At 65.8% G+C, this 26,978-nt stretch carries 29 protein-coding genes; 16 read left to right on the top strand and 13 right to left on the bottom strand.

Features of this window, described 5'->3' with window-relative positions:
* Positions 1-96: 96 nt before the first annotated feature.
* On the bottom strand, positions 97-603 hold the full coding sequence (locus J2X98_RS19555) for a DUF3592 domain-containing protein (RefSeq protein ID WP_307311566.1): 507 nt from the start codon (positions 601-603) through the stop codon (positions 97-99).
* A gap of 133 nt (positions 604-736) precedes the next feature.
* Between J2X98_RS19555 and J2X98_RS19550 the strand changes: the two genes are divergently transcribed.
* Together J2X98_RS19550 and J2X98_RS19545 are read left to right on the top strand one after the other, a co-directional pair.
* Entirely contained in the window at positions 737-1,198 is a 462-nt protein-coding gene (locus J2X98_RS19550; RefSeq protein ID WP_141943259.1) for a MarR family winged helix-turn-helix transcriptional regulator, read from the top strand.
* The gene (locus tag J2X98_RS19545; RefSeq protein ID WP_307311561.1) at positions 1,195-2,451 is read left to right on the top strand and encodes an MFS transporter; all 1,257 of its coding nucleotides are present in this window, start codon (positions 1,195-1,197) and stop codon (positions 2,449-2,451) included. Before J2X98_RS19550 ends, J2X98_RS19545 begins: the two co-directional genes overlap by 4 nt.
* A 48-nt stretch (positions 2,452-2,499) precedes the next feature.
* On the opposite strand, the gene J2X98_RS19540 is transcribed toward J2X98_RS19545, so the two are convergent.
* The 7 genes from J2X98_RS19540 to J2X98_RS19510 all read right to left on the bottom strand — a co-directional run bounded on the left by J2X98_RS19540 (position 2,500) and on the right by J2X98_RS19510 (position 7,369).
* The gene (locus tag J2X98_RS19540; RefSeq protein ID WP_307311557.1) at positions 2,500-2,847 is read right to left on the bottom strand and encodes a cupin domain-containing protein; all 348 of its coding nucleotides are present in this window, start codon (positions 2,845-2,847) and stop codon (positions 2,500-2,502) included.
* 135 nt (positions 2,848-2,982) lie between these two features.
* Positions 2,983-3,369: a VOC family protein gene (locus J2X98_RS19535; RefSeq protein WP_307311554.1), complete on the bottom strand. Its 387-nt coding sequence runs from the start codon at positions 3,367-3,369 to the stop codon at positions 2,983-2,985.
* A 240-nt stretch (positions 3,370-3,609) separates the two neighbouring features.
* Positions 3,610-3,933, bottom strand: coding sequence for a hypothetical protein (locus J2X98_RS19530; RefSeq protein WP_307311551.1), 324 nt, complete (start codon positions 3,931-3,933; stop codon positions 3,610-3,612).
* Positions 3,934-4,003: 70 nt separating this feature from the next.
* Positions 4,004-4,348, bottom strand: coding sequence for an iron chaperone (locus J2X98_RS19525; protein WP_141943268.1), 345 nt, complete (start codon positions 4,346-4,348; stop codon positions 4,004-4,006).
* A gap of 111 nt (positions 4,349-4,459) precedes the next feature.
* Positions 4,460-5,377, bottom strand: coding sequence for a 2-hydroxyacid dehydrogenase (locus tag J2X98_RS19520; RefSeq protein WP_307311546.1), 918 nt, complete (start codon positions 5,375-5,377; stop codon positions 4,460-4,462).
* Positions 5,374-6,156: a DeoR/GlpR family DNA-binding transcription regulator gene (locus J2X98_RS19515; RefSeq protein ID WP_307311544.1), complete on the bottom strand. Its 783-nt coding sequence runs from the start codon at positions 6,154-6,156 to the stop codon at positions 5,374-5,376. The genes J2X98_RS19520 and J2X98_RS19515 overlap by 4 nt, the downstream gene beginning before the upstream one ends.
* 70 nt (positions 6,157-6,226) lie before the next feature.
* Positions 6,227-7,369 (bottom strand): Gfo/Idh/MocA family protein, encoded by a 1,143-nt coding sequence (locus J2X98_RS19510; protein WP_141943274.1) that lies wholly within the window; start codon positions 7,367-7,369, stop codon positions 6,227-6,229.
* A 138-nt stretch (positions 7,370-7,507) separates the two neighbouring features.
* Here J2X98_RS19510 and J2X98_RS19505 point away from each other — a divergent pair, with 138 nt between their 5' ends.
* The 12 genes from J2X98_RS19505 (at position 7,508) to J2X98_RS19450 (ending at position 19,720) form a co-directional block, all read left to right on the top strand.
* Positions 7,508-8,410 carry a PfkB family carbohydrate kinase gene (locus J2X98_RS19505; RefSeq protein WP_307311540.1) on the top strand — a complete coding sequence of 301 codons (903 nt, stop codon included), beginning with the start codon at positions 7,508-7,510 and terminating at the stop codon, positions 8,408-8,410.
* Positions 8,411-8,431: 21 nt separating this feature from the next.
* The gene (locus J2X98_RS19500) at positions 8,432-9,316 is read left to right on the top strand and encodes an aldolase (RefSeq protein ID WP_307311537.1); all 885 of its coding nucleotides are present in this window, start codon (positions 8,432-8,434) and stop codon (positions 9,314-9,316) included.
* Between the two features lie 111 nt (positions 9,317-9,427).
* Complete coding sequence (locus J2X98_RS19495; protein WP_307311534.1) at positions 9,428-10,717, top strand: ABC transporter substrate-binding protein; 1,290 nt, start codon at positions 9,428-9,430, stop codon at positions 10,715-10,717.
* Complete coding sequence (locus J2X98_RS19490) at positions 10,714-11,670, top strand: carbohydrate ABC transporter permease (RefSeq protein ID WP_141943282.1); 957 nt, start codon at positions 10,714-10,716, stop codon at positions 11,668-11,670. The genes J2X98_RS19495 and J2X98_RS19490 overlap by 4 nt, the downstream gene beginning before the upstream one ends.
* Positions 11,671-11,674: 4 nt before the next feature.
* A complete protein-coding gene (locus J2X98_RS19485) occupies positions 11,675-12,490 on the top strand; it encodes a carbohydrate ABC transporter permease (protein ID WP_141943284.1) in 816 nt (271 codons plus the stop codon).
* Between the two features lie 59 nt (positions 12,491-12,549).
* Positions 12,550-13,989, top strand: coding sequence for an NAD-dependent succinate-semialdehyde dehydrogenase (locus J2X98_RS19480; protein WP_307311530.1), 1,440 nt, complete (start codon positions 12,550-12,552; stop codon positions 13,987-13,989).
* A complete protein-coding gene (locus J2X98_RS19475) occupies positions 13,990-14,733 on the top strand; it encodes a sulfite exporter TauE/SafE family protein (protein ID WP_307311527.1) in 744 nt (247 codons plus the stop codon).
* Between the two features lie 37 nt (positions 14,734-14,770).
* Positions 14,771-16,015, top strand: a complete 1,245-nt coding sequence (locus tag J2X98_RS19470) for an AGE family epimerase/isomerase (RefSeq protein WP_307311525.1) — start codon at positions 14,771-14,773, stop codon at positions 16,013-16,015.
* Between the two features lie 185 nt (positions 16,016-16,200).
* Positions 16,201-17,439, top strand: a complete 1,239-nt coding sequence (locus J2X98_RS19465; RefSeq protein WP_307311522.1) for an MFS transporter — start codon at positions 16,201-16,203, stop codon at positions 17,437-17,439.
* 154 nt (positions 17,440-17,593) lie between these two features.
* Entirely contained in the window at positions 17,594-18,238 is a 645-nt protein-coding gene (locus J2X98_RS19460) for a protein tyrosine phosphatase (protein WP_307311520.1), read from the top strand.
* 103 nt (positions 18,239-18,341) lie between these two features.
* Positions 18,342-18,890, top strand: coding sequence for an RNA polymerase sigma factor (locus J2X98_RS19455; RefSeq protein ID WP_307311515.1), 549 nt, complete (start codon positions 18,342-18,344; stop codon positions 18,888-18,890).
* Positions 18,887-19,720 (top strand): hypothetical protein, encoded by an 834-nt coding sequence (locus J2X98_RS19450; RefSeq protein WP_307311512.1) that lies wholly within the window; start codon positions 18,887-18,889, stop codon positions 19,718-19,720. The genes J2X98_RS19455 and J2X98_RS19450 overlap by 4 nt, the downstream gene beginning before the upstream one ends.
* 129 nt (positions 19,721-19,849) lie before the next feature.
* On the opposite strand, the gene J2X98_RS19445 is transcribed toward J2X98_RS19450, so the two are convergent.
* Positions 19,850-20,185, bottom strand: a complete 336-nt coding sequence (locus J2X98_RS19445; protein WP_141943298.1) for a cupin domain-containing protein — start codon at positions 20,183-20,185, stop codon at positions 19,850-19,852.
* A gap of 90 nt (positions 20,186-20,275) precedes the next feature.
* Between J2X98_RS19445 and J2X98_RS19440 the strand changes: the two genes are divergently transcribed.
* Together J2X98_RS19440 and J2X98_RS19435 are read left to right on the top strand one after the other, a co-directional pair.
* Positions 20,276-21,508, top strand: a complete 1,233-nt coding sequence (locus J2X98_RS19440; protein WP_307311510.1) for a mechanosensitive ion channel family protein — start codon at positions 20,276-20,278, stop codon at positions 21,506-21,508.
* A gap of 40 nt (positions 21,509-21,548) precedes the next feature.
* Positions 21,549-22,301 carry an ArsR/SmtB family transcription factor gene (locus tag J2X98_RS19435; protein WP_307311507.1) on the top strand — a complete coding sequence of 251 codons (753 nt, stop codon included), beginning with the start codon at positions 21,549-21,551 and terminating at the stop codon, positions 22,299-22,301.
* A gap of 79 nt (positions 22,302-22,380) precedes the next feature.
* On the opposite strand, the gene J2X98_RS19430 is transcribed toward J2X98_RS19435, so the two are convergent.
* From J2X98_RS19430 to J2X98_RS19415, 4 genes are read right to left on the bottom strand one after another with little or no spacing between them, the layout of a single operon-like run.
* Positions 22,381-23,727 (bottom strand): alpha-L-fucosidase, encoded by a 1,347-nt coding sequence (locus J2X98_RS19430; protein ID WP_307311504.1) that lies wholly within the window; start codon positions 23,725-23,727, stop codon positions 22,381-22,383.
* A gap of 57 nt (positions 23,728-23,784) precedes the next feature.
* Positions 23,785-24,684: a carbohydrate ABC transporter permease gene (locus J2X98_RS19425; RefSeq protein ID WP_307311501.1), complete on the bottom strand. Its 900-nt coding sequence runs from the start codon at positions 24,682-24,684 to the stop codon at positions 23,785-23,787.
* A complete protein-coding gene (locus tag J2X98_RS19420) occupies positions 24,674-25,594 on the bottom strand; it encodes a carbohydrate ABC transporter permease (RefSeq protein WP_307311498.1) in 921 nt (306 codons plus the stop codon). The genes J2X98_RS19425 and J2X98_RS19420 overlap by 11 nt, the downstream gene beginning before the upstream one ends.
* Before the next feature lie 56 nt (positions 25,595-25,650).
* Positions 25,651-26,904 (bottom strand): ABC transporter substrate-binding protein, encoded by a 1,254-nt coding sequence (locus J2X98_RS19415; protein WP_307311495.1) that lies wholly within the window; start codon positions 26,902-26,904, stop codon positions 25,651-25,653.
* Between the last annotated feature and the right edge of the window lie 74 nt (positions 26,905-26,978).

Genomic DNA, 26,978 nt, shown 5'->3' with positions numbered 1-26,978 from the left:
TCTTCGCCATGCTCCGAGACGGAACCCTCTACCAGGAGCCGGAACCACGAAACCACCCCGCAGCGGCTTGACGAAAACCATAGAGGCACCCCCCACTCACCCGACGCGTTTAGGGCTGCGCCTCCGGAAGAAACGGCGCAGCGCACCAACTCCCGCCAGAACGGCGGCCAGGAGGCCTATCGCGCCAAAGATCACGGTCAGGACAACACCCGCACCGCGGAACCACACACCGTCACTCTGATAGCCGAGAACTATCGCCCTTCCGGGGTCGTTACCGGCATAGACAACCGTTGCCTCGTCGCCCACCACTGGGTGCTGGTCGTGGTCCACCGCCGCGAACGTCCGTCGGGCCGAACCGTCCGCCGCCGCGAAGTCAACCTGGATGCGGCGGTTCGAGGCCTTGGTGACGTCGTCGAAGTGGACGATTGTCCCGGTGGCCTCGACGCCTGTGCGCGCAAGCTCCGCATCTGCGTTGATCATGAAGCTGCCCACGCCGATCATGATGGGGCCCAGGCAGAGGACCAGGACGGTCACCGCCAGGCTCAGCTTCTTCTTCCACGTCAGCGCGGGTTTTCGGTTTCCGTCAGCTCTGCCCCCAGTCACGGATCCTATTCTGCCTGAGTCTGTCGCCAACGCCACACCCAAAACCGTTGCCACGGGCAAGCATTTCGGACACAATAGTTAGCAGAACTAATTAGCAGTGCTAAGGATGCATGCAGGAGGCGCACCCGCTTATATGTCCCCTACCTCAACGAAGAACCAGCCAGCCGCAGATCCCACCGCCCCGGACACCCTCGCCATCGATCTCCGCACCGCCGTCATGCGAACCTCGCGCCGGCTCCGGGTCGAAGCCACCGGCGAGATCATCACCCCCGGCCAGTACACCGTCCTGGCCCTCCTGAACGGCAGCGGACCCAGCACGCTCCGGGCCCTCGCCGAAAGCGAGCACGTCCAGGCGCCGTCCATGACCAGGATCGTCAACGCGCTGGCGGACCAGGGCTTCGTCACCAGGAGCACCCATCCCGACGACGGCCGCCAGGTCCGCGTGGACATCACAGATGCGGGCAGGACAGTCCTGGCAGAGGCACGAAGCCAGCGGACCGCCTGGCTGGCCCAGCGCGTGGCAGGCCTCAGCGAGGAAGACCGGCTTGTCCTCAGCCGCGCAGCCCGGATCATGCAGGAAATGAGCGGCAAATGAGTGCAATGTTCCGGGCTCTCGAAAACCCCAACTACCGCATCTGGGCCAGCGGCGCGATTGTCTCCAACATCGGCACCTGGATGCAGCGCGTGGCCCAGGACTGGCTGGTCCTGACCGTCCTCACCGACCACTCGGGTGCTGCGGTGGGCCTCACCACCGGCCTGCAGTTCCTGCCCATGCTGCTGTTCGGCCCCTACGGCGGAGTGCTGGCGGACCGTTACCGCAAGCGCATCATCCTCATGTGGACGCAGCTGGCAATGGGGTTCACCGGCCTTGCCATCGGGCTCCTGGTAGTCACCGGCACGGCCCAGCTGTGGCACGCCTACGTGGCGGCGTTTTGCCTGGGGGTCGCGAGCGCCGTGGACGCGCCCGCCCGGCAGGCTTTTGTGTCCGAACTGGTGGGCCAGGACAACATTTCCAATGCGGTGGCGCTGAACTCGGCGTCCTTCAACACCGCCAGGCTCACGGGGCCGGCCATCGCCGGCGTGCTCATCGCCTGGGTGGGCACCGGTCCCGTGTTCCTTCTGAACGCCGCGAGCTTTGCCGCCGTCCTGGTCTCGCTGTTCAGGATCCGCCTCACCCAGGCCGCCCCAGGCGGGAAGGGCGTCCGGAACAAGCACCAGGTCGTCGAAGGAATCAGGTACGTGCGCCGGAGGCCCGACCTGATGCTGATCATGGTCCTGGTAGGCATCCTGGGCGCGTTCGGCATGAACTTCCCCGTGATCAATTCGCTGATGGCCACCACAGAGTTCAGCATGGGACCCAGCGAATTCGGGCTCCTGGGCTCGATCATGGCCGTGGGCACCCTGGCAGGCGCCCTCCTCGCGGCGCGCCGATCCGGCCCCCGGCTGCGGTTCCTGCTGGGCGGGGCGCTGGGGCTGGGGATCTTTACGGTCCTTGGCAGCGTCGCGCCGACGTTCTGGGTTTACGCCGCCGTCCTGATTCCCGTGGGCCTGGCGTCCATCACCTTCCTGAACAGCTGCAACACCAGCATCCAACTCTCCGTGGAGCCCCAGTTCCGCGGCCGCGTCCTGGCCCTGTACCTGGCCATCCTTCAGGGTGGGACCGCGGTGGGTTCACCGCTGGTCGGCTGGATCGGCAGCCAGTTCGGCGCCCGATGGGCGGTCGCGGTGGGCGGGATCGTTGTCCTCGTAGCGGGCATTGCCGCCGTGGTTGCGGTGACCCGGCGGAACCGGCTCACCTTTCGGGGCGCAGTCCGGATGGCAATTGGCAGGCGGGAGCCCGCAGTGTGAGCAGGGCGGCCAGCCTATCCTTCACAAGGTTGCCCCAGGCAAAGCGCTCTATGCCGGCTTGGTGACGATGTCCACCGAGATCTCCACGGCCGGGAGCGTTCCGCGGTTCTCCAGCCATTGGTTGGTGTTGCGGTCCTCCGGCCATCCCACGCCCGGCCCGTATTCTGTGGCCAAGCCATCCCGGTGGTCGGTGATGGTCCCTTGCAGGATGTACACCGTTCCGGGCCGCCCTGCGTGATCGTGAAGGGGCCCGAACACTCCGCCGGGTTCGATGGTCACCATCCTCATCCGCAGTTGGCGGCCCTCCATGCCGTCGATCTCGCCGGCGAGGTCCACCGTTGCCAGCAATTCCACCGTGACGCCCCTCGTCGCCTGTTCCGCCTTCTCCACGCCCATCGCTTCCCTTTCCGTTGGACACACACGACGGCGGCGCCGGCCCGCCGCTGCAGCGCACCCGGGTGACGGGTGCTTTGGGCGGTGCGTGCCGGCGTCGTCGTTGTTTTCAGAGCCTGCGCCTGCAGGCCCTGACGGTCAAGACGGAATCGAGGAAATGTTCAGGATGTTTCCCTCGCTGTCCAGGAACCATGCCGCCTGGCCGTAACCCTCCATCGTTGCGATGCCGTTCTCGGTCTTCAGCCCAGGCATGTCATAGTCCTCGAAAACCACGCCCCGGGCCCGCAGTTCATCCACGTCCCGTTGAACGTCATCACTGGCCCAGCCAATTTGCGTGTTCTTGGCCGAGCCGGCGTTGTCCGTCTGGTAGATCAGGAACGATGTCCCCTTCCCGCAGCGGTAGACAAGGCCGCCATCAGCCATCGTCCGCTCGGGCTCAAACCCCAATTTGTCCCGATAAAACTCCCTGGCCCGCTCAATATCCTTCGCAGGCAAAACAGCCATGACTTCCATATCTTTGAGCATGACAAATCTCCTTGTGCTTGGATGGCGTTTGCTCTCCCCCTGAAACAGTCCGGCCGTCCCCCGCCGGGCCTCGTGGCCGTCCTTCCCGCCGATTGCCGGGGCGGCCGCCTGGAACCACGCCTGCCGCCATGGCAGCAGCCATCGACGCGGGGTTCCCGAAGTCTACGAGGACATTATGGGCCCGAAAATCACACAGCGGAATAGGCTATTTATTTGCCGTCCTGCTGCCGTTTTGGCCTGCTACCTCCGCACGGCGCGGACTGTTTTGCGCACCGCAGCGGCCGCCACGGATACCAACGGAAACAGGCATACCAGGGCGGCGATGGTGTTGGGGCGGAAGGCGGGCCGGCCATTGACGGTGCGGTACACCCCAAGGGGGACAACGAAGCCACCGCCTCCACCGCCGGAGGCCCCCTCTTCTGATTCCGTCCCGCCGCCGAAGCCGAAGGACACCAGCGCCACCGGCACGATCTCCTCCCCGCCCAGGTTCACAGGGGTGCCGTAGGCGCGCGAGACGCCCATGTTCTTGAACGAGTCCGCCAGGGATGCAAGAGTGTCAGCCATGGCAACAGGCTAGGCAGCGGGCCGTGTAACCGGAAGGACCGGAAGTCCTGCTCAGCGCGGTCCCGGACTCCTACTTCCGGATTTCCGCCATCCGCAGCCTGACGATGTCCGCCAGCACGTCATCCGGCACAGGATGGTCAGCGGTAAAGCGGATGGTTCCCTTGGACAGCGAGTAACCTTCCAGGCGGCCCGCCACCGCTTCTACCACGGCGGAGGAGAACGGGAAGATGGAAAGGTGCGTGGCTGCGGCCACGGCCGCGACCAGGGGTTTGCCGTCCAGCTTCAGTGCGGGCATGCCGTAGCTCATGCCCTCCGCGGCATCGGGAGCGAGGGACCGTGCGATCTGCACCACGCGCTGGAGGCAGCTGCGGTCCGGTTCGTCCAGTGCGGCCAGCGCATCATCCACAGCCCCCATCAGGAACCCCAGGTCTTCCGTGCTGCAGGCTCATCGGCAGAGACGGGCATGACGGCGCTGCGGCCCTCGGATGTGGACATGCGCCCAGCATAGGCCCGGGAACCGCTGCCGTTAAGGGAGGACAACATTCACCGGGTCCTTGCCCTCCTGCAGGAGCCCGATCTGCTTCCTGAGCAGGCGCACCATGCGGGGGAACATGGCAGAGCTGGCACCGCCGACATGCGGGGTGATGAGGACGCCGGGAGTGGTCCACAGCGGGTGGTCGGCCGGCAGTGGCTCCGGGTCCGTCACGTCCAGGGCAGCCCGAAGCCGGCCGCTAGACGTCTCGGCGAGCAAGGCGTCCGTGTCAGCCACCGGCCCGCGGGCCACGTTCACCAGCAGGGCACCGTCCGGCATGGCGGCCAGGAACTTGGCGTCCACCAGCCGTCCAGTCTGCTCGCTCAAGGGAACACTGACCACCACGATCTCGTGCAGCGGCAGCTGCTCATACAGCGAGTCGATCCCATAGATGGTGCCGCGTTCGTCTTCCCGCGCACGGCTGGCCATCCGGGTGACCTCCGTTTCGAACGGCAGGAGCCGGGCCTCGATGGCTTTGCCCACTCCCCCGTAGCCCACCAGCAGCACACGCCTGTCGGCAAGGCTCGGGCGCTGGCTGTTGTCCCACGTCCCGTTCACCTGGTTCCGGACAAAGTCAGGTATCCCGCGCTGGGAGGCCACCATCATGCCCACGGCGAGCTCCGCCGTCGACGTCTCATGGACTCCCGCCGCGTTCGCGAAGGTGACACCGTCGGGCAAAACCGAGGCGACGCCGTCGTACCCGATGGACTGGCTCTGCACCAGGCCGACGTCCACGCCTTCCAGCGCGGCGAGCGCCGTCGGCTTGCCCATGTAGGGCGGAACCAGCAGGTCCAGCCGGCCCTCCGGAGCAGGCCCCGTTAGGTCCCAGAGGACAAATTCGACGCCGTCCATGGGCGCAAGTGCGTCGAGCAGGTTTTGGGCGGGCAGGCACACGCGGAGCCGGGCGCTCATGCGGCGACCATCAGCTTCACGTTGGCGGCGCTCAGGGCGTTCTCGATTTCGCGTGGCGGCGGCGCATCCGTCACCAGGAGGTCCACCGCGTCGAAAGCCGCCAACCGCGCGAGCGCGTACCGCAGCATCTTCTGGTGGGTTGCCACCACCACCACCTGTTCCGCCGAATTCATAAGGGCGATCTTAGTGGCGCGCTCCACGTCCCGCTCGATGTAAAACGCCTCGTCGTGGATACCGGTCACGCCGATGAACGCTGTCTTGGCCCGCAGGCCGGCGGCGGCACCGACGGTCATGGGGCCGTTAAAGGCCTGGCTGTCCAGCAGCAGTTCCCCGCCCAGGCAGATGGTCCGCGCTGCCGTCAACTGAAGGCAGCGCTGAAGGGCGGGCACGGAGTGCGTGATGATGGTGCCGGTAAAGGACGTGGGCAGTTGCTGTGCAATCTGGTACGTGGTGGTGCCGGCATCCAGGATGATGGCGTCACGTTCCCCGATCAGCGACACACAGGCCCGGGCCACGCGGAGCTTTGCGTCGGAGTCCTCCCGGACCCTTGCGGCAAAGTCCGCACTCTGGCCGTGGCCGTCCACGGCGCTGACCCCGCCGTGGACCACCCGGGCCAGCCCGCGCTTGGACAGGACCCGGGTGTCACGCCGGACCGTCATGTCAGAGACGGAGAACCTCACGGCCAGATCGTTCGTGGAGATGAACCCCCTCCGGCCCAGCTCATCAAGGATGGTCTGCTGACGGGGCGTCAGCGGCCCTTCCTTCTGTGCGGTACCCATAGGCCGTTCTCCCTCCCCAATATGCCGGGCAGGCGCCTGGCGGGATGTTGCAATTCCAACATGTATCTTCTTACGAACGTACCCCGATGGCGGCATCGGCAAGCTCCACGGGGCGCCCTTCCTTAATAGAACGCTCAGCCGCCAGGCCCATCCGCACCGACTGCAGCCCGTCAGCGACGGTCACTTCCACCGGCCCTTCGCCCAGGATGGCCTTCCGGTAGCCCAGGTGTTCGTAGTAGGTGGAACCGTGGTGGGCGCCTGCTGCGAGGACGGCCTCATCCACCGGAACCTCATGCTTTTCCGGACCCAGCGGGGCCCGCGGGCTGAACTCAACGGTTGCTTCCGCCTCGTCACCGGGGATCCAGTGGTTGGCTGCAACCGGGATCAGGGTCTCGATCTTGGCGGCGTCACCCACGATGGAGATGCGCTCCTGGAACTTGGACCCTTCAGCGAACATGGACAGCTCCAACATGGCCCGGCGGCCGCCCTTGAAGTCCACGATGACGTACGCGTTGTCCACCATGTCGGAGACCCGGCCGTCATAGACCTCGTCCATGTGGTTCACATCGTGGCCGCCGCTGGCGTAAACACGGACAGGTTCGTCCTGCAGGATCAGCCGCATCAGGTCGAAGAAGTGGCAGCACTTTTCCACCAGCGTGCCGCCGGTCCGCTCGGCGAAGCGGTTCCATGCATCCACCTTGTGCAGGAACGGGAACCGGTGTTCCACGATGGAGAGCATGTAGATGTTGCCCAGCTTGCCGCCATGCGCTGCCTGGATGACTTCCTGGACTGGGGGCATGTACCGGTATTCCATGGCCACCCATACCGGAGCGGGGTAATTGGCGGCGAGCGCCTCCAGTTCGTCGGCCTGCTCCGCGCTGGTGCATACGGGCTTTTCCACGAGCACGGGCAGGTTGGTTCCGCTGGCGAAGATGTCCTTCAGGATTCCAAGGTGCGTGTCGTTGGGGCTGGCGATGACCAGCGCATCCACCAGGCCGGAGGCCAGCAGTTCGTTGTGGTTGGAAAAGGTCTGCACCTCATAGCCGATTTCCTTGGCCGTCTCCGCCAGGGACGAGGGCGTCGGATCCGAGACTGCGGTGATCGTGCTTCCCGGGATCAGGGCGAGGTTCCTGACATGTTCACGGGCCATATGGCCGGCCCCGATCAGGCCGTACCGGATTGTCCGTACTGATTCCGCAGTAGGCAATGACATGAACTGCTCCGTTTCTCTACGTTGAGTGGGGGGACCGCGGCGTTGCTTCCCAAACACAACTATACAGAAAGTGTTGTTTTTCCAACATAGCGTGTGTATATTTCTTCAGTACCAGCCGGAACTACAACGAGGTGGATCGTGCCCCAACCGACAACTGGAACCCTGCTCTTCGTAGGATGCGCCACTCTTGACTCCATTGCCCTGGTGCAGGATTACCCGGCTGCGGACAGCCGCACGGTCGCCGCGGATTTTGCGACGGCGGGTGGCGGCCCGGCGGCTACCGCAGCTGTGGCGGCGGCCCGGGCAGGGGCAAGGACAGCCTTTGCGGGCGTCCTGGGCATGGACGAGGAAGGTGACCGCATCATCCACGGCCTTGAGGCCGAGGGCGTGGACACGTCCGCCGTGGTCAGGGACGCCGGCGTCAAAACCGGGGCCAGCGTGATCGTGGTCAGCAGGGCCACCGAAAGCCGGGCCATCGTCACCCGCCCGGTGCCGCCGGTCAGCTTCCCCGCAGGCAGCACCTTTTTCGAGCTGCTGCAGTCCGCGGTGTGGGTCCACACCGACCACCTGGGCTGGAACGCCGTGGCTAACGCGTCCGGCCGTCCCGCCCGCCTCAACATCAGCGTCGACGCCGGCAATCCGATCCCGGACTTCAGCCCCCGCGGCGTCGCCCTCTATGTCCCCACCATTGAAAGGCTTCGTGCAGAGTACGGCGAGGACCTCTCCCCTGGAGCGCTCCTGCAGAAAGCGCTCGACGGCGGCGCCTCCGCCGTCGTCGCCACCGCTGGCTCAGACGGTGCCTGGGTTTTGGAACGGGGCGGCGAACCCGTCCACGTACCCGCAACCCCCGGGACCATCGTGTCCACCCTCGGGGCCGGCGATGTGTACCACGGCGCCCTGCTCGCCGCCGTCGCAGCCGGCCTTCCCCTCGTGGACGCCGCCGCATTCGCCGGCCGCACCGCCGCCGCGTCGTGCGGCGGCCTCGACGGCCGCTCCGCCATCCCGCACCAAATCATCAATTCCGTCCCAGCATCCATCTGAACCAGCTGAAAGAAGCAGCCCATGAGCCCCACAGACCTCTCCCCCCTCCAGCGCCCGTCAGGCGCCTTTGCGATGCTCGCCGTGGACCAGCGTGAAGCAATGCGGAACATGTTCGCCGAGCACACCGACCAGCCCGTCACCGACGAGGACCTGCGCGACTTCAAGCTCGAAGCCGCCCGGATCCTTACCCCTTACGCCTCGGGTATCCTGATCGACCGCCAGTTCGCCCTCGACCAGGCCATCGAAGCGGGCGTGGTGGATCCCAGCTGCGGTCTTATTGCCTCCGCCGACCACTTCGAGTCCGCACACGGCGAGCTGGTGGGCGAGGTGACCATCGACCGTCTCGTGGACCCGCACAAGTACAAGGCCCTGGGCGTCAAGGCCCTCAAGCTGCTGGTGCTCTACCGGCCCGATGAGCCCTCCGAGGGCCGCGTGGCGATGGTCCGGGAATTCGTGGAGAGCTGCCGGTCCGCCGGGCTGATCAGCATCATTGAACCCGTCTCCCGCAAGCCCCTTGCCGGCGGCGACTTCGACTGGAACGCCGGAATCCTGGCCGCAGCCAAGGAACTCGGCAGCCTGGGCGCCGACCTCTACAAGGCCGAGGTCCCCTTCAAGGGGCAGGCCTCCGAGGATGAGGTCCGCGCCGCATGCGCCGAACTGACCAAGGCCATTGACGGCCCCTGGGTGGTCCTCTCCTCCGGTGTTCCCGAGGACGTCTTCCCCGACGCCGTCCGGCGGGCCTGCCTGGAAGGTGCCAGCGGCTTCCTCTCCGGACGCGCCGTCTGGGCGTCCTGCATCGGCGAGCCCGACGTCGTCAAGTCCCTGTCCACCGATGCCGTCCGCCGGTTGCAGCGCCTCTGCGCCGTGGTGGACGACGTCGTGTCCGCCCAAAGGACCAACGCCTAGGCACTTCTGCCGCACCACAGCACCGTCACGGGGGCCTGGCCCCCGTCCAGTAGTCAGCAAGCCCACCAGTAAGCAAGCAAGGCACAGCAACCACTCAACGAGGAGATTATTGTGAGTCAGATTTCACGCAGGCAGGCAGTCGCCCTTCTCGGGGCCATGGGCTTTGGCGCCGCTGCCGCAGCGTGCGCCGGACCCGGCGGTTCCACCAAGCCCGGAGGGGCCACCGGACCGGCTGCGCCTTCCACCGGAGCCGTGACCGGCAAGGTGTCCTTCGCCCACTGGCGCGGCGAGGACAAGGCCGTGTTCGACGAACTCATCAAGCGCTTCACCGCAAAGCACGATGGCGTCGAGGTGGCCCAGGACATCTCCACCTCCAACGACTACAACGCCCAGGCCCTGCAGAAGCTGCGCGGGGGCGCCATCGGCGACGCGTTCGCCACCTTCCGCGGCGCACAGTTCAAGAACTTCACCGAGGCCGGGATCTACACCGACCTCAAGGACAGCCAGGCGGTGAAGAACTACCAGAAGGGGCTCCTGTCCGCCGGCCAGAACGGCGACAGCCAGCTGGGGCTGCCCTACCAGGTGGTATTCCCCATGCCCATGGCCAACCTGGACCTCTTCGACAAGGCCGGCGCGGACACCGCCCCGAAGAACTGGGACGCCTTCCTGGGCATGTGCGAAAAGCTCGCCGCCGCCGGGGTCATCCCCATCTCCTGGCCAGGCGGCGATGTCGGAAACGGCGGCCAGCTGTTCAACTGCATGATCGCCAACAACGCCCCCGTGGACGACATGTGCGCCCAGATCGAACAGGGCAAGCTCAAGTGCACCGACGACTGGTTCATCAGGATGCTCAACCAGTACAAGGACCTGAAGCCCTTCGTGCAGCCCAACGCCACCGGCACCGCGGTTGAACCGGCCCAGAACCTGTTCTCCCAGGGCAAGGCCGCCATGCTGGCCACCGGTTCGTACCACCTCGCGGCCGTCCGGAGCCTGGGAGCCAAGTTCCCCATCGACTTGGTGTTCCCCAACACCACCTCCGACGGCAAGGGCAAGTATGAGGGCGCCTACAACGCCACCTTCATCCTGGGCGTCAACTCGGCCAGCAAGAACCAGGCCGCCGCGGCAGCCTGGATCGATTTCCTCTCCGAGCCGGAAAACGCCGGCTATTACGCCAACCAGACGGCCCAGCATGTGTCCGTGGACAAGGTGGAGTACACCAACCCGGACCTGAAGCGCCTGAGCCCCTGGCTGCAGAAGAAGACAGCGCTCGCCGCCCGGTTCCAGTTCAATAACCTCGATGTCCGCAACGCGGTGGAGGCCAGCGCCACGGCCGTCATCTCCGGCACCAGCCCGGAGCAGGCAGCCGCTGCCGCCCAGAAGATTGTTGACGAACGGCTATGAGCATCCATCCCGGAACGGCTGCCAAGCGCAAGGCGCCGGACAGCCATACCCCCGCAAACCCTGCAAAAGTGCGCCGCCGCTCCCCCACCAGGGTGAATCCGGCACTGTACCTGTTCCCGCTGCCCGCCGTCGCCGTCATCGCCTTCTTCCTGGTGATGCCCACGCTGCAGGCCTTCCAGTACGCCATCACGGACTGGAACGGCTTCTCGGCCGCGTTCAACTATGTGGGCCTGGATAACTTCATCCGCGCGTTCACCAAGGACTCGCTGTTCACCAACGCCCTGACCAACAACCTGAAGTTCGTGCTCCTGGTGGTGATCGCCCAGACGGCGTTCTCTTTGGTCCTGGCGCTGCTGCTGACCAAGAACTCGCGGGGCAGCATCCTGCTGCGGGCCCTGTTCTTCTTCCCCACCATCCTGTCCTCGGTGTCGGTGGCCTTCATCTGGAAGTTCATCTACGACCCCAACTTCGGCCTGGCGAACACCGTTCTTCGCACGGTGGGGGTGGACGGCGGCGCCTACCTTGGCAACGACGCCCAGGCCCTGTACTGGGTGGCCGTCACCCAGGTCTGGTTCCACTCGGGCCAGATGATGGTGGTCTACATCGCGGGGCTGCAGGCCATCCCCAAGGAACTCTACGAAGCGGCAGAGATGGACGGTGCCAACAAATGGCAGCAGTTCAAGTCCATCACCTGGCCGTTCGTGGCCCCGGCCACGTCCATTGTGGTGGCCTACACCACCGTGCAGTCGTTCAAGGCTTTCGACCTCATCCTCGGCATCGCGGGCAACCCGCCCAAGGCCGCGCTGGACATCCTGTCCACCCGCATCTACAGCACCTTTGCCAATTCGGAGTTCGGCTACGCCGCCGCCCAGTCGATCATCTTCATGGCGATGATCGCGCTGGTCACGTGGCTCCAGCGCCGCCTGCTCCGGCTGACCCCGAAGGGGGACTAGCAGCATGCTCGCCTCAGTAAGCCGCCGCGCCATCCTGGCCATTTACGCGGTCATCATCATTATTCCGCTGACCGTGGTGGCCTTCGGCAGTTTCAAATCCACGCAGGAACTGTTCGCCGGGCCCTTCAGCCTGCCGCACTCCCTCGCCCCCGACAACTTCACCGAAGTGGTGGGCGGCCAGAACCTGGGCTCGTCCTTCATGAACAGCGTGATCGTCACCGGCATCTCCGTACCGCTCACCCTGTTCCTGGCCAGCCTGGCCGGCTACGCGGTGTCCCGCCTGAAAGGGTTCATGTCCTGGGCCATCTTCGGCTTCCTGGTCCTGGGCATGGCCATCCCGGCGCAGGCCAACATGGTGCCCTTGTACGTCCTGTTCGGCCGGCTGGGCCTGCTGGACAATCTGGCCGGCCTGATTCTGGCCAACGTGGTGTCCACGCTTCCCATCGCCGTGTTCATCCTGGGCGGGTTCATGCGGACCCTGCCCAAGGAACTCTACGAAGCCTCCTCCATTGATGGCAGCGGGCCGTGGAAGACCTACTCCTCCATCGCCCTGCCGCTGTCCGCACCGTCCATCGCCGCGGCCGCCATCTTCCTGTTCGTCATCCACTGGAACGAACTCCTCTACCCGCTGCTGTTCATCCAGACCCCCGGAAACCGCACCCTGCCGCTGGCACTGCTGAGCTTCCAGGGCGAATTCCAGACCAACTACCCGCTCTTGTTCGCCGGCGTCATCCTGGCGTCCCTGCCCGTGGTGGTGGCCTACGTCTTCCTGCAGCGCTACTTCGTGGCCGGCATCACGGCAGGCGCAAGCAAGGGATGAGTACGAAGACGACGGGCGGCACCGGCGGTGCCATCCCAGCCCAACGAAAGGCAATATCCATGAACCTCAAATCAGCCAGGCACCTTGTCAACGGCTCCTGGCACACCGCCGGAACCGCCAGGGACGTGACTGATCCGGGCAACGGCAGCACCGTGGGCGAGGTGGCCTGGGGATCCGCCGGGGACGCCACCAAGGCCGCGGACGCCGCCGCCGAAGCCTTCGACGGCTGGTCCCGCACCACCGCCCGCCACCGCGCCGACCTGCTCCGCGCCGCAGCCGACCTCCTGGCCGAACGCCGCGATGAACTCGCCCATACCCTGGCGCTCGAAGCGGGCAAGCGGCTCCCCGAAGCGCAGGGCGAAGTGGACTTCTCGGTGGAGTACTTCCGCTGGTTCGCCGAGGAAGCCCGCCGCGCCACCGGCACCATCAGCCCGCCCGAACTGCAGGGCCGGCGCCACCTCAGCAGCCGCAAGCCGATCGGCGTGGCCCTCAGCCTCACACCGTGGAATTTCCCTGTCTCCATCCAGGCCCGGAAGCTCGCAGCGATGCTCGCCGCCGGCTGCACCGTGGTGGGCAGGGTGTCCGAGAAGGCCCCGCTTGCCGCCACCGGACTGTTCGAAGTCCTGCACGACGCAGGCTTCCCCGCAGGCGTGGTCAACCTGGTCCACGGCCCCTCCCGCGAGATCACCGGCGCCTTGATGTCCCACCCCGCGGTTCGCGCCGTCAGCTTCACCGGGTCCACCGGAGTGGGTCGCCAGATCATGGCATCCGCGTCGGAACGCGTGGTCCGGCCCCTGCTGGAGCTGGGCGGCAACGCCCCGTTCATCGTCTTCGAGGACGCCGACCTGGACGCCGCGGTCGAAGGTGCCGTCCTGGGCCGGCTCCGCAACACCGGCCAGTCCTGCGTGGCCGCCAACCGCTTCCTGGTCCAGGACAGCATCGCGGAGGAGTTCGCGCAGAAGCTCGGCGCCCGCTTTGATGCCATGAGCATCGGGCACGGAGTTCCCGACGGCGGCGCACCGGTCCCGGACCTCGGTCCCGTCATCGACGCCGACAGGGTGTCCGCGGTCCAGGCGCTGGTGGACGATGCCCTGGAGCGCGGCGCCCGCCGGGTCACCGAGCGGACTTCCGTGCCCGGCGAAGGTGCCTTTATGGCACCCACTCTGCTGGCCGACGTCCCCGACGACGCTCTCCTGGTGACCGAGGAAGTCTTTGGCCCGGCGGCCGGCGTCGTGACCTTCTCCTCGGAGGAAGAAGCCGTCCGGAAGGCAAACACCACCGAGATGGGCCTGGCTGCGTACGTCTGGAGCAGCAACCCGAAGCGTGGCTGGGAGATTCCGGAGCGGCTTGAGGCCGGCATCGTGGGCGTGAACGACCCGCTGCCCTCCGTTGCCTTCGCCCCGATGGGCGGCGCCAAGCAATCAGGCTTGGGCCGGGAAGGATCAAGCCTGGGCCTCGAAGAATTCGAGGAGGTCCAGTACGTGGCCTGGAGGCCCTAAGTGCTGACCACCGGGCTGGTATTGGCCGCCGTCGTCATGGGTGCCGGAATGCAGCGCGTCACCGGGATGGGATTCGCGCTGGTCGCAGCCCCTTTCCTGGTCCTGCTCCTGGGCCCGGTGGAAGGCGTGGTGCTGGTGAACGTGTGCGGCGCGGTGACGGCGGGGGCCATCATCGTCCGGGTGGTGAAGGACATCGATTGGAAGCGCTACGCAGCCCTTGCGGCCTCGGCGCTGCTGGGCATCATTCCGGCAGCCATCCTGATCCGGCTCATTCCGGCACCTGTCCTGGAGATCTCCATCGGGGTGATCCTCGCCGTCGGGCTGACGGTCCTGCTGGTCCTTAAGTCCGCCACACTGCCCCAGCGGCGCCGCTACCTGTTGACCGCCGGCGGCCTCAGCGGCTTCATGAATACGGCGGCAGGCGTGGGCGGTCCGGCGGTGAGCATGTACTCCATCGCCACCCGGTGGCAGCACAAGTCCTTCGCGGCCACCATGCAGCCGTACTTCTTCACCATCGGAACGTTCTCGCTGATCTCGAAGGCCATCACGGCTCCCGCGACCTTCCCCGTGCTGCCCTTGGCGATGTGGCTCGCCGTCGCCGTCGCCTGCCTGGCCGGCCTGGTCCTGGGCGACCTCACCTCCAAGCACGTCCCGGCCCGGGCAGCACAGATTCTCCTGATCATCCTGGCCTACCTGGGGGCGGCAGCCACCATCATCCGCGGCATCTCCGACGCAGTTGCCTGACCCGACATTTCACCTGCACCTTAGAGAGGAACTAAACATGACGTGGCTCGACAGTGCGGCCCACGCACGATGGCTTGAAGCGGAAACGGACCGATTGATCCGTTTCGCCGAGGCTTCCAAAGTCCCCACCGGCTTCGGCTGGCTGGACAACTACGGCAAGGTGTTCGCCGACAAACCAACCCACTTGTGGATCACCGCGCGGATGACCCACAGTTTTGCCGTCGCCGCCCTGATGGGACGGCCCGGTGCTGCCACCCTTGTGGACCACGGCATCGCGGCGCTCAACGGGGTCCTCCACGACGACGAGTTCGGCGGCTGGTATGCCGAGGTGGACGCCAACGGCCCGGTAAATGACACCAAGTCCGGCTACCAGCACTCCTTCGTGCTCCTCGCTGCTGCCAGCGCGGTCGCTGCAGGCCGCCCGGGCGCCCGGGAACTGCTCGACGAAGCACTGCGGATAGCGGACACGAAGTTCTGGGACCACCATGCCAACATGTGCTTCGACTCCTGGAACCGGGACTTCACCGAGACCGAGGCATACCGCGGCGGCAACGCGAGCATGCACTCGGTGGAGGCCTACCTGATTGTCGCCGACGTGACCGGGGAGAACCGCTGGATCGAACGGGCGCTGCACATCGCCGAGGTGCTCATCCACCACTTTGCGCGTAACAACAACTACCGCGTATTTGAGCACTTCGACCCCGAGTGGAACCCCATGCCGGAGTACAACACCGATGACCGGGCCAGCCAGTTCCGGGCCTACGGCGGAACCCCGGGCCACTGGGTGGAGTGGGCACGACTGCTCCTGCACCTCCGCGCCGGGCTCGAAGCCCGCGGCCTGGACGTCCCCGCGTGGCTGCTGGAGGACGCGCGTGGCCTGTTCGACGCCGCCATCCGCGACGCGTGGGAACCGGACGGCCATCCCGGATTCGTGTACACCGTGGACTGGGAAGGCAAGCCGGTGGTCACCACCCGCATCCGGTGGGTACCTGCAGAGGCGATCGGAGGCGCGGCAGCCCTCTACATCGCCACCGGAGAGAAGAAGTATGCGGACTGGTACGAGCGGATCTGGGACCACGCCCGGGACTGGTTCATCGACTACGAGCACGGGTCCTGGAAGCAGGAACTCGACGAGAACGGAAATGTCAGCTCCACCGTATGGTCGGGCAAAGCCGATATCTACCACCTGTGGCACTGCCTGGTGGTACCCCGCCTTCCGCTGGCGCCCGGGCTGGCCCCGGCAGTGGCGGCAGGCCTGCTGGACGCACGGATCAACGCCTAACAAAGGACACCGGTGCCCGCCGGTGGCGGGGATCGGCGGGCATCGAAACTGCACGACAGCAGGGCGGTCGGGGAAGGACGTGTCACGTCTGTGACACGTCCTTCCATCCGGTAGATTTAAGGGAGGAATTGCAGGCGAGCAGAGCCGCAATCCGTCCCCCTTTCCCTTGAATGGATCACTCCGCCATGTCTTCCGCGATCCCAGCGCCGGAACCTGCCCGCTTTCCCTACGCCGCCATGGCGGTCCTTGCCACCATTGCGTTCACCGCCATCACCACAGAGCTCCTCCCATCCGGGCTGCTGCCCCAGATCAGCACCGGTCTGGGCGTCTCCGAGCCGGTAGCCGGCTACCTTGCCGCCGCCTACGCCGCCGTCATTGTGGTCACAGTGGTTCCCGCGGCGCGGCTGCTGGGGAAAATTCCGCGGCATGCCCTGCTGGTGGGACTGGTACTGACCTTCGCGCTCAGCAATGCGATGGTGGGCCTGGCACCGGACTTTACCGCGGCCATGGTTGCCCGGCTGGTGGGCGGCCTGGCGCACGGCCTGCTCTGGACCACCATGGCGCCGTTCGTTTCCCGGGTGGTACCGGCGGACAAAGTGGGCAAAGCCCTGGCGATCGTCTTCAGCGGCAACAGTCTTGGCCTGGCCATCGGCGCGCCCGTGGGAACGGCCCTGGGCGGTTTCCTTGGCTGGCGTTCGGCATTCCTGGTGCTCGCAGGATTCGGTGTGGTCCTGACGGTCCTGGCGTTCTGGCTGCTCCCCCGCGTCAAGCGGATCAGCGACGCCGCCCGCCCCTCCCTCCGCAAGGCAGTCGGCCAGCCGGGCGTGAAATCGGTGGCCGTTGCCTGGCCACTGCTGGTCCTGGCCCACTTTGCCCTGTTCACCTACATCGCTCCGTTCATCCGTGAGGCGAACCTGCCCGATTACGCCACCAGCCTCTCGCTCACGGTGCTGGGTGGTTCCGGCCTGCTGGGCATCTGGGTTGCCGGGCTCACCGTGGATTCGCGCCCCCGCCGTTCACTGCTGCTCACGACGGCGGCCATCGCCGCATCGATGTTCCTGTTGCCTTTCGCAGTGGGGAACCTCGTCGTGGCTTTGGTGCTCATGACCGTCTGGGGAGCCGGCCTGGGTGCCATCGGCATCTACAACCAGTCGGCAATCCTCCGCGCGGGCGGCGAATACAGCGAGGCAGCCAACGGACTCACGGTCCTGACCATCCAGCTGGGCATCACCGTTGGCGCCCTGTACGGTTCTGCGGCACTGGTGGTGGGCGGCCCGCTGTTGGTTCCGGCCGCGGCAGCCATTCCGGTGGTGGCGGCGTTTGTCATCACCCTTGCCGGGAAAAGGTACGCATACCCACCCGGCCCGCGCGAGCGGATCTGGCTGGAACCCCGCCCTGTTGCGGACAAGGTCAAGGACGCCTGACCCGTTCCTCCCCCGGCCAAGGGACGAACGTGACAAATTAGTCAAAAGAGTCCCACAAAGCCGTAACCTCCATGACCTGTCGTTCGATCCATTAAGTGCGGGGGTATCCCGCGAAGTTGATCGCAATCATTGAAATTCGTCAACGGAGGGTCTCATGTCGTTCTTCACGTTTTCAGGCAACAAACTGGCCATGACTGTGCTGGCTGCCGGTGCCCTGGCAGTCGGGGGCACGGGTGTGGCAGCCATGGCCGAATCATTGCCCGACGGTCCGACGGTTGTGGCAGGCACGGAGTCGCCGTCGCCTGCCCCCACCGAAACCGAATCATCGTCGCCCAGCCCCACGGCGACGGAAACCGAATCCCCCGACCCCACTTCCACGGAAACCGAAGCTCCGGAGCCGGCGCCCACCGAGACGGAAACCGAAGCTCCGGACCCGGCGCCCACCGAGACTGCTGATCCTGCGCCGACGTCGACCGCTGCGGGGCCCGACGCCACCGGACCTGCAGCATTCGGCCTGTGCACCGCTTTTGCCAATGGCGGCCTGGGCACATCCTCCACCGCCTACACCGCGCTGGTCCGGGCTGCGGGCAGCGAGGACGGCGTCGGCTCCTACTGCGCAACGGTCACCGGTCCCACGGGCCAGGCCGACAACGACAGTGCGGGCCCCGCAGCGCCGGAGCAACACCAGGCGCAACAGCAGCAGGTAAAGGAGCAGGGCCAGGAAACAGGCGCCGCCAACGGAGGCGCGGAGCACCAGTCCAACCCCGGAACCAGGCACTCCGGCGGCGGCCAGCGGTAACCTGCCGCGACGTTCAGCGGCCGCTCCGGGAGCAGTAAACCACGACGGAGCGGCCGCCCATTCCAAGGAGATCCCGCAAGGGGGACCTGCCGCAGGGGGGCGGATGGAGAGGGTCAAGGACGAAGCCCCGGCGCCCGAACAGCCGGACGAGGGCCTGTTTTGTGACATCTACCGGGAATTCTCACCTTCCGTGCTGAGCTACCTGCGTTCCCGGAACGTGGAGGATCCTGAGGGGCTCACCCAGGAGGTCTTCCTGGCGCTGTACCCTCAACTGGGAAAACTGTGCGGGGGGATGAAGGGGGCAAGGTCCCTCCTCTTTTCGATTGCCCACGCCCGGTACGTGGACGAGCACCGCCGCCGCCTCAAGGCACCAGCCACCACGGACTACAACCCTGATGCCGACCCCCGCTGCAGCGACTCCGCGGAGGACCAGCTTCTGGCAGTTGAAGGGGCATCCAATGTCAGGCAACTGCTTGAAACACTCCAACCTGACCAGCAGGAAGTCATCGCCTTAAGGGTTGTGGCCGACCTCTCCGTGGAAACGACAGCCGAAATCATGGGTAAGACTCCCGGCGCAATCAAGCAGCTGCAGCGCCGGGCCCTGTGCCGGCTCCGGAAGCTGCGCCCGTATTTGAAAGAAGACCGGTCATGACGAGCAGGAACAATGGCACCGGGATCCGGCCGGATGACGAACATGCCGTGGACGAACTCCTGGCCGATGCAGGCTTCCCGGACGATGCCGGGCTGCGGCAGGTGCTGCTGCAGCTGAGGACCCTGCGGGATCCTGACGTCCCGCAGCCCTCCGCCGAACTCCTTGCCCTCATGGGGAAGCCTGCAACAGCAGGCATCGTCCCCCTGGACCAGCGAAGGACACCGCACAAACCAGGAACGGAGCGCAGCAGGCCACGCGCGGTCCTCACGGCCCTCGCCGTGGCCGCGTCGCTCGGCGTGGCAGGCACTGCGGCGGCTGGCAACGAGACCATCCGCCGAGGTGCGGAGGGAACCATCAGCACTATCGTCCGGTCACTGACCCCACAAGGTCCCGCGGCACCGCCGATCCGTGACCCTGCGACCCAAGCCCCGCCGACGCCTCCCCCGACTGGCGCCGGTGCACCAGGCCCTGGTGCCGCCGTCGTGCCTTCCCCGGCCGGTGGACCGCATTCGGTCCCTTCGCCGCCAGTGGTGCCACACCCCGAACTGGGACAGGTACCGACGGGCGGGGACCCCGGCGCGGCGGAAGGCCAGGGGGCACCGGCGGCCTTTCCGGAGAGTCCGGGCGGGGGAACCAATGCTGCGCGCGGGCCGGCGGAGCAGGGGGGGAAGGATGCCGCCGGGCAACCCGGGGGTGTCGCAGCAGGAGTTGATGCACCCGGCGCCATCAGGCAGGAACAGCCGGGCGAGGCCACGCCTACCAGGCGCCCGGACACCCAAACCACCGATGCCCCGCGTCCCACACCAACCAAGCAGGACCCGCAGCGCTGAGGGACCCCACTGAGGGACCCGCACTGACAGGCCGCACTGGGAAGCCCGCCGCGACGGGCGCTGCTGCGGGACCGACGGCGGCTGCCGGACTTCCGCTGGGGGAAGCCCGGCAGCCGTGCCCTGGTGGCGTCAGTCGCGGTACTTGGCCACCGTAAACAGGAAGGTGGAGTCTTCTTCGGCGTGAAGGCTGTGCAGTCCGGGCGGGACAATCAGCAGGTCCCCGGTTTTGCCCTGCCATGAGTCACCGCCGGCCTTGAGGCTGACGCAGCCCTGGATCACGAACACCGTGGCGTCGCCGGGGTTCTGGTGCTCGCTCAGCTGGGTTCCGGCCTTCATGGCCATGACGGTCTGCCGGAGGATCTTTTCGTGGCCGCCGTACACGGTGTCTGCAGCGCGGCCGTTGGTGGAGGTGACAGCCGCCTCGAGCTGCTGACGGGCCAGCGCGTCGATCGATATCTTCTGCATGCGCCCAAGGCTACCCGGGTTCCTTCCGCATCGGGCCAGTTTCCTGCCCCGATTTCGGAGGGGCGCCCCAGGCTTGATACAGCTTAAAGAATGCTCAAGCTCCTGAACCCCGCCCTGCCTTTCATCGCCATGGCCCTGGCGGTGGTGGCCGGATTGGCATTGTCCTGGCTGCTGCGCAAGACCGTGCTGAAGCTGAACCGGAAGCGCCCGGAACTGCAGGCCACGTCCCGGGTGGCCCGCCAGCCGTTGCGGCTGGCACTGTGCCTGGTAGGCGTCCGCATTGCGCTGGGGCTGACGGCGGGAAGCGAAAGCTGGCATGCCGGCGTCGACCATCTACTGCTGATCGCCCTCATCGGCGCGGTGGCCTGGCTTGCCATCGCGGTGCTGCTCATCGTGGAGGCGGTGGTGCTTAACCGGCACAGCGTTGAGGTTGCCGATAACCGCCGGGCGCGGCGGCTGCGCACGCAGATGATCCTGGCTCGCCGGATCGCCGTGGCACTGGTGGTGGTGCTCGCGGTCGGCACTGCGATGCTGACATTCCCCGCCATCCAGGCGCTCGGCGCCGGGCTCCTGGCGTCCGCGGGCGTGATTTCCATCGTGGCCGGGCTCGCCGCACAGACATCCCTGGTCAATGTCTTCGCCGGCATGCAGCTTGCGTTCACCGATGCCATCCGCGTGGATGACGTGGTGGTGGTCCAGAAGGAGTGGGGCCGGATCGAGGAGATCACGCTTACCTACGTGGTGGTGCATCTCTGGGACGACCGCCGGCTGATCCTGCCGTCCACGCACTTCACCACCACGCCCTTCGAAAACTGGACCCGGCGCCAGTCCGAGGTGATGGGCACCGTGGAGTTCGACCTCGACTGGCGCGCCCCGGTGGAGGACATGCGCACCGAGCTGCGCCGGGTCCTGGCCGGAACCGAACTGTGGGATGAGCGCGTGGGCGTCCTGCAGATCACCGATGCCACCGGCGGCTTCGTCCGGATCCGGATCCTGGTCAGTGCCGCTGACAGCGCTGCCCTCTTCGACCTGCGCTGCCTGGTCCGCGAAACCATGGTCACGTTCCTCCAGCAGAACCACCCCGAAGCCCTGCCGCACCAGCGCTGGGAACACACGCACGACGCCGGCACGGCCAGCCAGCGCAAGGCACCGCTGCGGCGGCCGGGTGCGTCCGGGTCCGGTGCGTCGCCGGCCCCCGCGGACCCGCATGAATCGCAGCTGTTCACGGGCTCCATCGAGGCTGTGGAACGCTCCCGCGCCTTCACTGGTCCCGGCGAAGAGGTATTCGAGGAGCGGGACCGGAACCTGGCTTCGCGGAACTAAACCCTTGATAGGTGACCATTTAGTCACCTATCATGGGTGCATGGACGACGTGTTCAAGGCACTCTCCGACCCCACCCGCAGAGACCTGCTCGACGAGCTCTTCCGCGAGGACGGCCAGACCCTGAGCGCGCTTGAAGCACGGTTCACCATGTCCCGGTTCGGGATCGCAAAGCACCTCCGCATCCTGGAGGACGCGGGCCTGGTGGTCACCCGCCGGCGGGGCCGGGAAAAGCTGCACTTCCTGAACCCCGTCCCCATCCGGCTGGTCCACGACCGCTGGGTCAGCAAATACGCAGAACCATGGGCCGCTGCCCTCAGCGACCTCAAATCCAGATTGGAAAGTCCCATGGAAAAGATCTTCGAAATTTACATCAAGACCACGCCCGAACAGCTCTGGGAAGCCATCACGGACAGCGACATCCGCAGCAAGTACCAGTTCGGCAACACGCTCGAGGCCGACTGGTCCCCCGACGGAAAGTTCGTCATGGGCAACCCGAAGGCGGGTGCGGCCCTGGGCGAGGGCGAGAACCTGGAAGTGGATCCGCCGCGCAGGCTCGTCCAGACCATGCGGGCGCTGTGGGGCGAGGACGTCAAGGCCGAGGGCACGTCAAAAATCACTTGGGAGATCGAGCCGGTAGGCGATTCCTGCCACCTCACGGTCACCCACAGCGACCTGCGTGAAGGCGCCAATGAGCAGCTCTACGGCGGCTGGCCGATGATCCTCTCCGGCCTGAAGACCTGGCTGGAGACCGGCGAAAAGCTCACTACGCCCGGCTCGCTGATGTACACGTAAGCGGCGGATCTTGAGCTGAGGCACCACGACGGCGGCCCCCTTGGTGGGTCAGCCGCCGCCGTCGACGTTACTTCCGGGACTACGCCTTGGGGACGCGGATGATGGCAGGGCCGGGCCGGTCAGGCAACAGGGTGACATTGAGCCCGTCCCCGGTAGCCTCGACCGTTCCGCCGGCACCTTCCGCTACCGCCTGTGACAATGAGAACCTGCCCGCGTCCAGCTTGATGGCAGCTTCCGTTCCCCCGCCCGGCGAGTCAACGAAAGCCACGGCCTCCGTTCCGCGGTCCACCCAGCGGATCCAGGGGTCCTCGCTGCTTGCCGCCATTCCATCCTGGAGCGGACGGGCCCCCACAAGGTACTGCTTGGCAGTGGCCATCCACTCGCCGAGACCTGTCAGGGCCTGGCGCTGGATCTCAGGGATGGTCCCGTCGGCCCGGGGACCCACGTTCAAAAGGAAATGGCCGCCGCGGGACACCACGTCTGTGAGGTGGCGGGCCAACTGCCGGCCGGTCAACGACTGCTCCGGACCTTCCACCTGGTTGTAGCCGAAGGAGAATCCGATTCCCCTGCAGTTCTCCCACTCGGATTCGGACTCGTTCTCCCTGGCGGCTTCGTATTCGCTGGTGGCGTAGTCCTTGTGGGTGGCGCCCCAACGGTCGTTCACCACGCCCTGCGGATTGATCGAGTAGAAGTGCTCGAACAGCGTGCCGAGGCCGTGCTCGCCAAAGTGCTTGCCGGCGTCGGGCCATTCGATGTCGTTCCACAGGACGTCCGGCTGGTACTTATCCACCAGGTCCACCACGTGGTTGTAGGCGTACTCGGCGTAGCCGGCGTCCTTGGGGCGGGACGTGTCGTGGACGCTTTCGCTGGTGACGTGCGGCGGGAAGGGACGTACGTGCCAGTCGAGGCCGCCGGAATAGTACAGCCCCAGCTTCAGGCCCTTGTCGTCCACAGCGCGGGCGATTTCGCCGATCAGGTCCCTGCGCGGTCCGCGGTGGACCGTGTTCCGTTCCCCTGTTCCCGGAGCGTCCCAGAGCGCAATGCCGTCATGGTGCTTCGTGGTGGGCACCACGTAGTCGGCACCGGCGAATTTGAACAGCTCAGCCCAGTCCGCCGGATCGAACTGTTCTGCTTTCCATTGGTCCAGGAAGGCGTCGTAGTCCTCTCCTCCGAAGACCTCCCGGTGGTGCTGTTGGGCAGGGCTGCCGTCGATGCGGATGGTGTTGTAGTACCACTCCGCGTAGGGGTTGTGGGTAAACCACTCGTGGTCCTCTATGGTGCCCAGCGCGCCGATGGGTTCGGCCCAGGCGGGAACGGAGTAGGCGCCCCAGTGGATGAAGATGCCGAACGGCGCGTTCTGGAACCACTCCGGCACGGCCCGGGACAACTTGTTCCAGTCTTCGGGCGTGGCTGTGCTGTCAGTCATGCTGCGCTCCAATTTCAGATAGGTGATTTTGGCAATTCTTGTGGTTCAGGGTGGGGCTCAACGGCCGCCGAATCCGCCCATGCTGACGCCTTTGACCAGTTGGCGCTGCAGGAGGATGACGACCAACAGGCTGGGGATGACGGCTACGGTTGCTGCGGCCATCAGTGGCCCCCAGTCCGTTCCGCGTTCACCGGAGAACATGGACAAGCCGAGCGGAATCGTCGCCTGCGAGACGTCATTGATGACGATCAGGGGCCACAGGAAGCTGCTCCAGTAATCGATGAAGCTGAACACAGCCACCACCGCGAGCGGTGCGCGGACCAGTGGCAGGATGACGCTCCAGAGGATCCGGAGGGACCCCGCACCGTCTATCCGCGCGGCTTCTTCGAATTCGACCGGGAGGGAAAGCAGGAACTGCCGGATGAGGAACGCACCGAACGCACCGAATGCGAACGGAACGATCAGCGCCGGAAGGGAATTCACCAGGTCCAGCTTGTTCATCATGATGTAGAGCGGGATGACCAGGACCTCCTGCGGCAGCACCAGGGTGCCCAGGAAGACAAGGAACAGTTTGTCGCGGTGCTTGAACTGCAGCCGCGCAAAGGCATATGCGGACAGCAGCGACACGACGGTGGTCAGGACTGCTCCGGCAATGGACACCAGGAAGCTGTTGGCGATCACCTGTGCGAACGGTATGGCGGTCCAGGCGGTGACATAGTTGGACCATTCCACGCGGGAAGCCAGGAAGTTCGAACCCGTGGAGAAGACCTCGGAAGTCGGCTTCAGGGAAGTAGCCACCATCCAGAGGAACGGAAAGAAGAAGATGAGCCCTGCAAGGATGATGCCTGCCCTGCTGATGTAGGTACCGGGCCTCTTCTTCCTGCGGCGCACAGGGGGTTGGCGCTTCAGGGCGCCGGTGTTCGGGGTGGCGCCCTTGGCCATGGTTTCAGTTGTCATAGTTGACCAGCCTCTTCTGCTGGGAGAACTGCAGTGCGGTGATAAGCATGACGATCACAAACAGCGCCCAGGCCAGCGCTGATGCGTAGCCGAGCTTGTCGAAGGAAAATCCGTTGCGGTACAGGTAGAGCACGATGGTGTTGGTGGATTCACCGGGGCCGCCCAATGTGAGCAGGTACGGCTGGGTGAAGACTTTGAAGGATCCGATGATGGTCATCACCGTGCAGAAGAAGAGCGACGGCGAGAGCATCGGCAGCACCACGCGGAAGAACCGTTGCCACGCCCCGGCTCCGTCAATGCGGGCTGCTTCCAGCAGGTTTGGTGAAATCCCGTTGAGCCCCGCGCCGAGGACGATGATGTTGTAGCCGATTCCCTGCCACAGGGACATGGCGATCAGCGAGCCCATGGCCAACTGGCTGTTGCTGAGCCAGGACGGTCCGTGGATGCCGAAAGTGGCCAGGAAGCTGTTGACGACGCCGTCATCGGTGAGCATGAGTCGCCATACCAGCGCGTTGGCCACCATCGGCGTGACAACCGGGATGAAGAACAGGACGCGGAAGAACGGGCCCCAGCTCCCCAGGGTGTGCAGCCACGTCGATACCGCAAGTGCCAGGACAAGGTTCAGCACGGTGTAGGAAACAGCGAAGAACAGCGTGTTGCCCAGGACCGTCCAAAAGACCGGGTCACCGGTCAGCATGCGGGTGTAGTTCTCCAGTCCGACGAACTTGGGTGTACCGAACAGGGGCCAGTCGAACAGGCTGATCACCAGGGAGGCGACGAGCGGAACCACGATGAAGATGAGGAACCCCAGCATGCCGGGGGCAAGGTACACAGCGGCGAGCTTCCCGTGGCCGGTGACCCTGGCCGGCTTCTTTGCGTTCTTTACTGCGAGCGTCGGTAAAGCAGTCATCTTTGACCTATTCCTTGGGCGGGGCAGGCTCCAGGCTGGAGCCCGCCCCCGGAGGATTACTTGGCTGAGTTGGCGATGGTGGAGAGGATGTCCTGGGCTGACTTGGTGCCGCGGAACCCGTCGCCGGAGTACTGCGTGAAGTTCGTTTCCACCTGGTTCCAGGTGGGTGTCGTCACCAGGGGGCGCCCGGACTTCAGCAGCGCTTCGACCACGGCGACGTCGGCCGCCGGCTTGTTACCGGCCCAGTCCTTGATCGCGGACTCCACGGACGGCACCGTTCCGCGGGCTGCCCCGACGGCTCCAACCACCTCAGGCGTCGTGATCTTCATGATGTTCTTGAAGGCCGTTTCCTTGTCCTTGCAGGACGCCGCGATGGCGAAGGCGGAGCCTTGGATCATCCCGATGCCCTGCCCCGAGGTCGAAGGAATGACGGCGATGCCCACCTTGCCCTGCGTCTTCGTGGTCAGTGTGTCGTACATCCAGGGGCCGTCGATGATCATGGCCGCCTTGCCGCTCATGAACTGCTGCTCCGGGACATCGCTGCCGTCCGATGCCTGGGGAGCAGTGGCCACTTTTTCCTTGGCGGCCAGGTCAAAAGCGAACTGCTGGTCCTGCACCAGACCTTGGTTGGTCAGGTCCAGCTTCCCGTCCTTGACCGGTTCGTTGCCGTTGGCAAAAGCCAGGGGCAGCCCCGGGCCGGCGCCGAAGCCCGGCGGCACGGCCAAGCCCGTAACGCCGCCCTTCGTCAGTGCCTTCAGGTCCGATGTGAACTGGGCGGTGGTGTAATTGAGCGTTGGCTCCTTCACTCCTGCTGCGGACAGGAGGTCTTTGTTGTAGTAGAGAACTACCGGCTCGGCGTCGTACGGGATGCCGCGGAGGCTTCCGTCCACCGTCAAGCCATCAATCATCGCCTTGTTGTACATGGACACGTCCACGTTGTTGCTCTTGACCATGTCGTCAAGCGGCACCGTCAGGTCCTTGAGTTCCTGGGCGCGGGCTGCCTGCGTGGTGATGATGCACGGCGCACCGGAGCTGGACAACCGCGTCTTCACTTTTGTCCAGTAGTCGTTGAAGCTGGGGCCCTCGAGGGTGAGGTTGAACGCGGGGTCTTTCTTCTTTGCCGCGTCCACGAAGGCCTGCCATTGCGCCCGGTCATTTTCATTACTGATCCATGTGTACATCGATGAGGCTTCCTTGCCCCCGTCCGACGATGAACCTGCGCTTGAACCGCAGGCGCTGAGGGTGCCCGCTGCGAGGGCTGCCACCGCTGCCGCTGTCAGCAGGCGGCCGGTAACGCGGTTGTTCGACACGATGATGTCCTTTCATATCTGGGGACAAGGGTTGCCCGGCGACGTCCTCGTGGCCTGCCTGGTGTGATTTCCGC

Origin of the sequence: Pseudarthrobacter enclensis, assembly GCF_030811655.1 — a bacterium.
In the GTDB taxonomy this organism is placed as follows: domain Bacteria; phylum Actinomycetota; class Actinomycetes; order Actinomycetales; family Micrococcaceae; genus Arthrobacter; species Arthrobacter enclensis_A.
The sequence above is the reverse complement of the archived record's forward strand: the minus strand, read 5'-3'. Positions and strand labels throughout refer to the sequence as shown.

Bases quoted from the DNA above. Each gene is read 5' to 3' on its own strand.
- J2X98_RS19525 (WP_141943268.1), bottom strand. From the start codon at position 4,348: ATGGGGGCTGTGGATGATGCGCTGGCCGCACTGGACGAACCGGACCGC.
- J2X98_RS19510 (WP_141943274.1), bottom strand. From the start codon at position 7,369: ATGTCATTGCCTACTGCGGAATCAGTACGGACAATCCGGTACGGCCTG.
- J2X98_RS19470 (WP_307311525.1), top strand. From the start codon at position 14,771: ATGACGTGGCTCGACAGTGCGGCCCACGCACGATGGCTTGAAGCGGAA.
- J2X98_RS19520 (WP_307311546.1), bottom strand. From the start codon at position 5,377: ATGAGCGCCCGGCTCCGCGTGTGCCTGCCCGCCCAAAACCTGCTCGAC.
- J2X98_RS19425 (WP_307311501.1), bottom strand. From the start codon at position 24,684: ATGACAACTGAAACCATGGCCAAGGGCGCCACCCCGAACACCGGCGCC.
- J2X98_RS19430 (WP_307311504.1), bottom strand. From the start codon at position 23,727: ATGACTGACAGCACAGCCACGCCCGAAGACTGGAACAAGTTGTCCCGG.
- J2X98_RS19545 (WP_307311561.1), top strand. From the start codon at position 1,195: ATGAGTGCAATGTTCCGGGCTCTCGAAAACCCCAACTACCGCATCTGG.
- J2X98_RS19420 (WP_307311498.1), bottom strand. From the start codon at position 25,594: ATGACTGCTTTACCGACGCTCGCAGTAAAGAACGCAAAGAAGCCGGCC.
- J2X98_RS19550 (WP_141943259.1), top strand. From the start codon at position 737: ATGTCCCCTACCTCAACGAAGAACCAGCCAGCCGCAGATCCCACCGCC.
- J2X98_RS19515 (WP_307311544.1), bottom strand. From the start codon at position 6,156: ATGGGTACCGCACAGAAGGAAGGGCCGCTGACGCCCCGTCAGCAGACC.
- J2X98_RS19440 (WP_307311510.1), top strand. From the start codon at position 20,276: ATGCTCAAGCTCCTGAACCCCGCCCTGCCTTTCATCGCCATGGCCCTG.
- J2X98_RS19535 (WP_307311554.1), bottom strand. From the start codon at position 3,369: ATGCTCAAAGATATGGAAGTCATGGCTGTTTTGCCTGCGAAGGATATT.
- J2X98_RS19485 (WP_141943284.1), top strand. From the start codon at position 11,675: ATGCTCGCCTCAGTAAGCCGCCGCGCCATCCTGGCCATTTACGCGGTC.
- J2X98_RS19445 (WP_141943298.1), bottom strand. From the start codon at position 20,185: ATGCAGAAGATATCGATCGACGCGCTGGCCCGTCAGCAGCTCGAGGCG.
- J2X98_RS19455 (WP_307311515.1), top strand. From the start codon at position 18,342: ATGGAGAGGGTCAAGGACGAAGCCCCGGCGCCCGAACAGCCGGACGAG.
- J2X98_RS19530 (WP_307311551.1), bottom strand. From the start codon at position 3,933: ATGGCTGACACTCTTGCATCCCTGGCGGACTCGTTCAAGAACATGGGC.
- J2X98_RS19465 (WP_307311522.1), top strand. From the start codon at position 16,201: ATGTCTTCCGCGATCCCAGCGCCGGAACCTGCCCGCTTTCCCTACGCC.
- J2X98_RS19460 (WP_307311520.1), top strand. From the start codon at position 17,594: ATGTCGTTCTTCACGTTTTCAGGCAACAAACTGGCCATGACTGTGCTG.
- J2X98_RS19480 (WP_307311530.1), top strand. From the start codon at position 12,550: ATGAACCTCAAATCAGCCAGGCACCTTGTCAACGGCTCCTGGCACACC.
- J2X98_RS19490 (WP_141943282.1), top strand. From the start codon at position 10,714: ATGAGCATCCATCCCGGAACGGCTGCCAAGCGCAAGGCGCCGGACAGC.
- J2X98_RS19540 (WP_307311557.1), bottom strand. From the start codon at position 2,847: ATGGGCGTGGAGAAGGCGGAACAGGCGACGAGGGGCGTCACGGTGGAA.
- J2X98_RS19435 (WP_307311507.1), top strand. From the start codon at position 21,549: ATGGACGACGTGTTCAAGGCACTCTCCGACCCCACCCGCAGAGACCTG.
- J2X98_RS19500 (WP_307311537.1), top strand. From the start codon at position 8,432: ATGAGCCCCACAGACCTCTCCCCCCTCCAGCGCCCGTCAGGCGCCTTT.
- J2X98_RS19450 (WP_307311512.1), top strand. From the start codon at position 18,887: ATGACGAGCAGGAACAATGGCACCGGGATCCGGCCGGATGACGAACAT.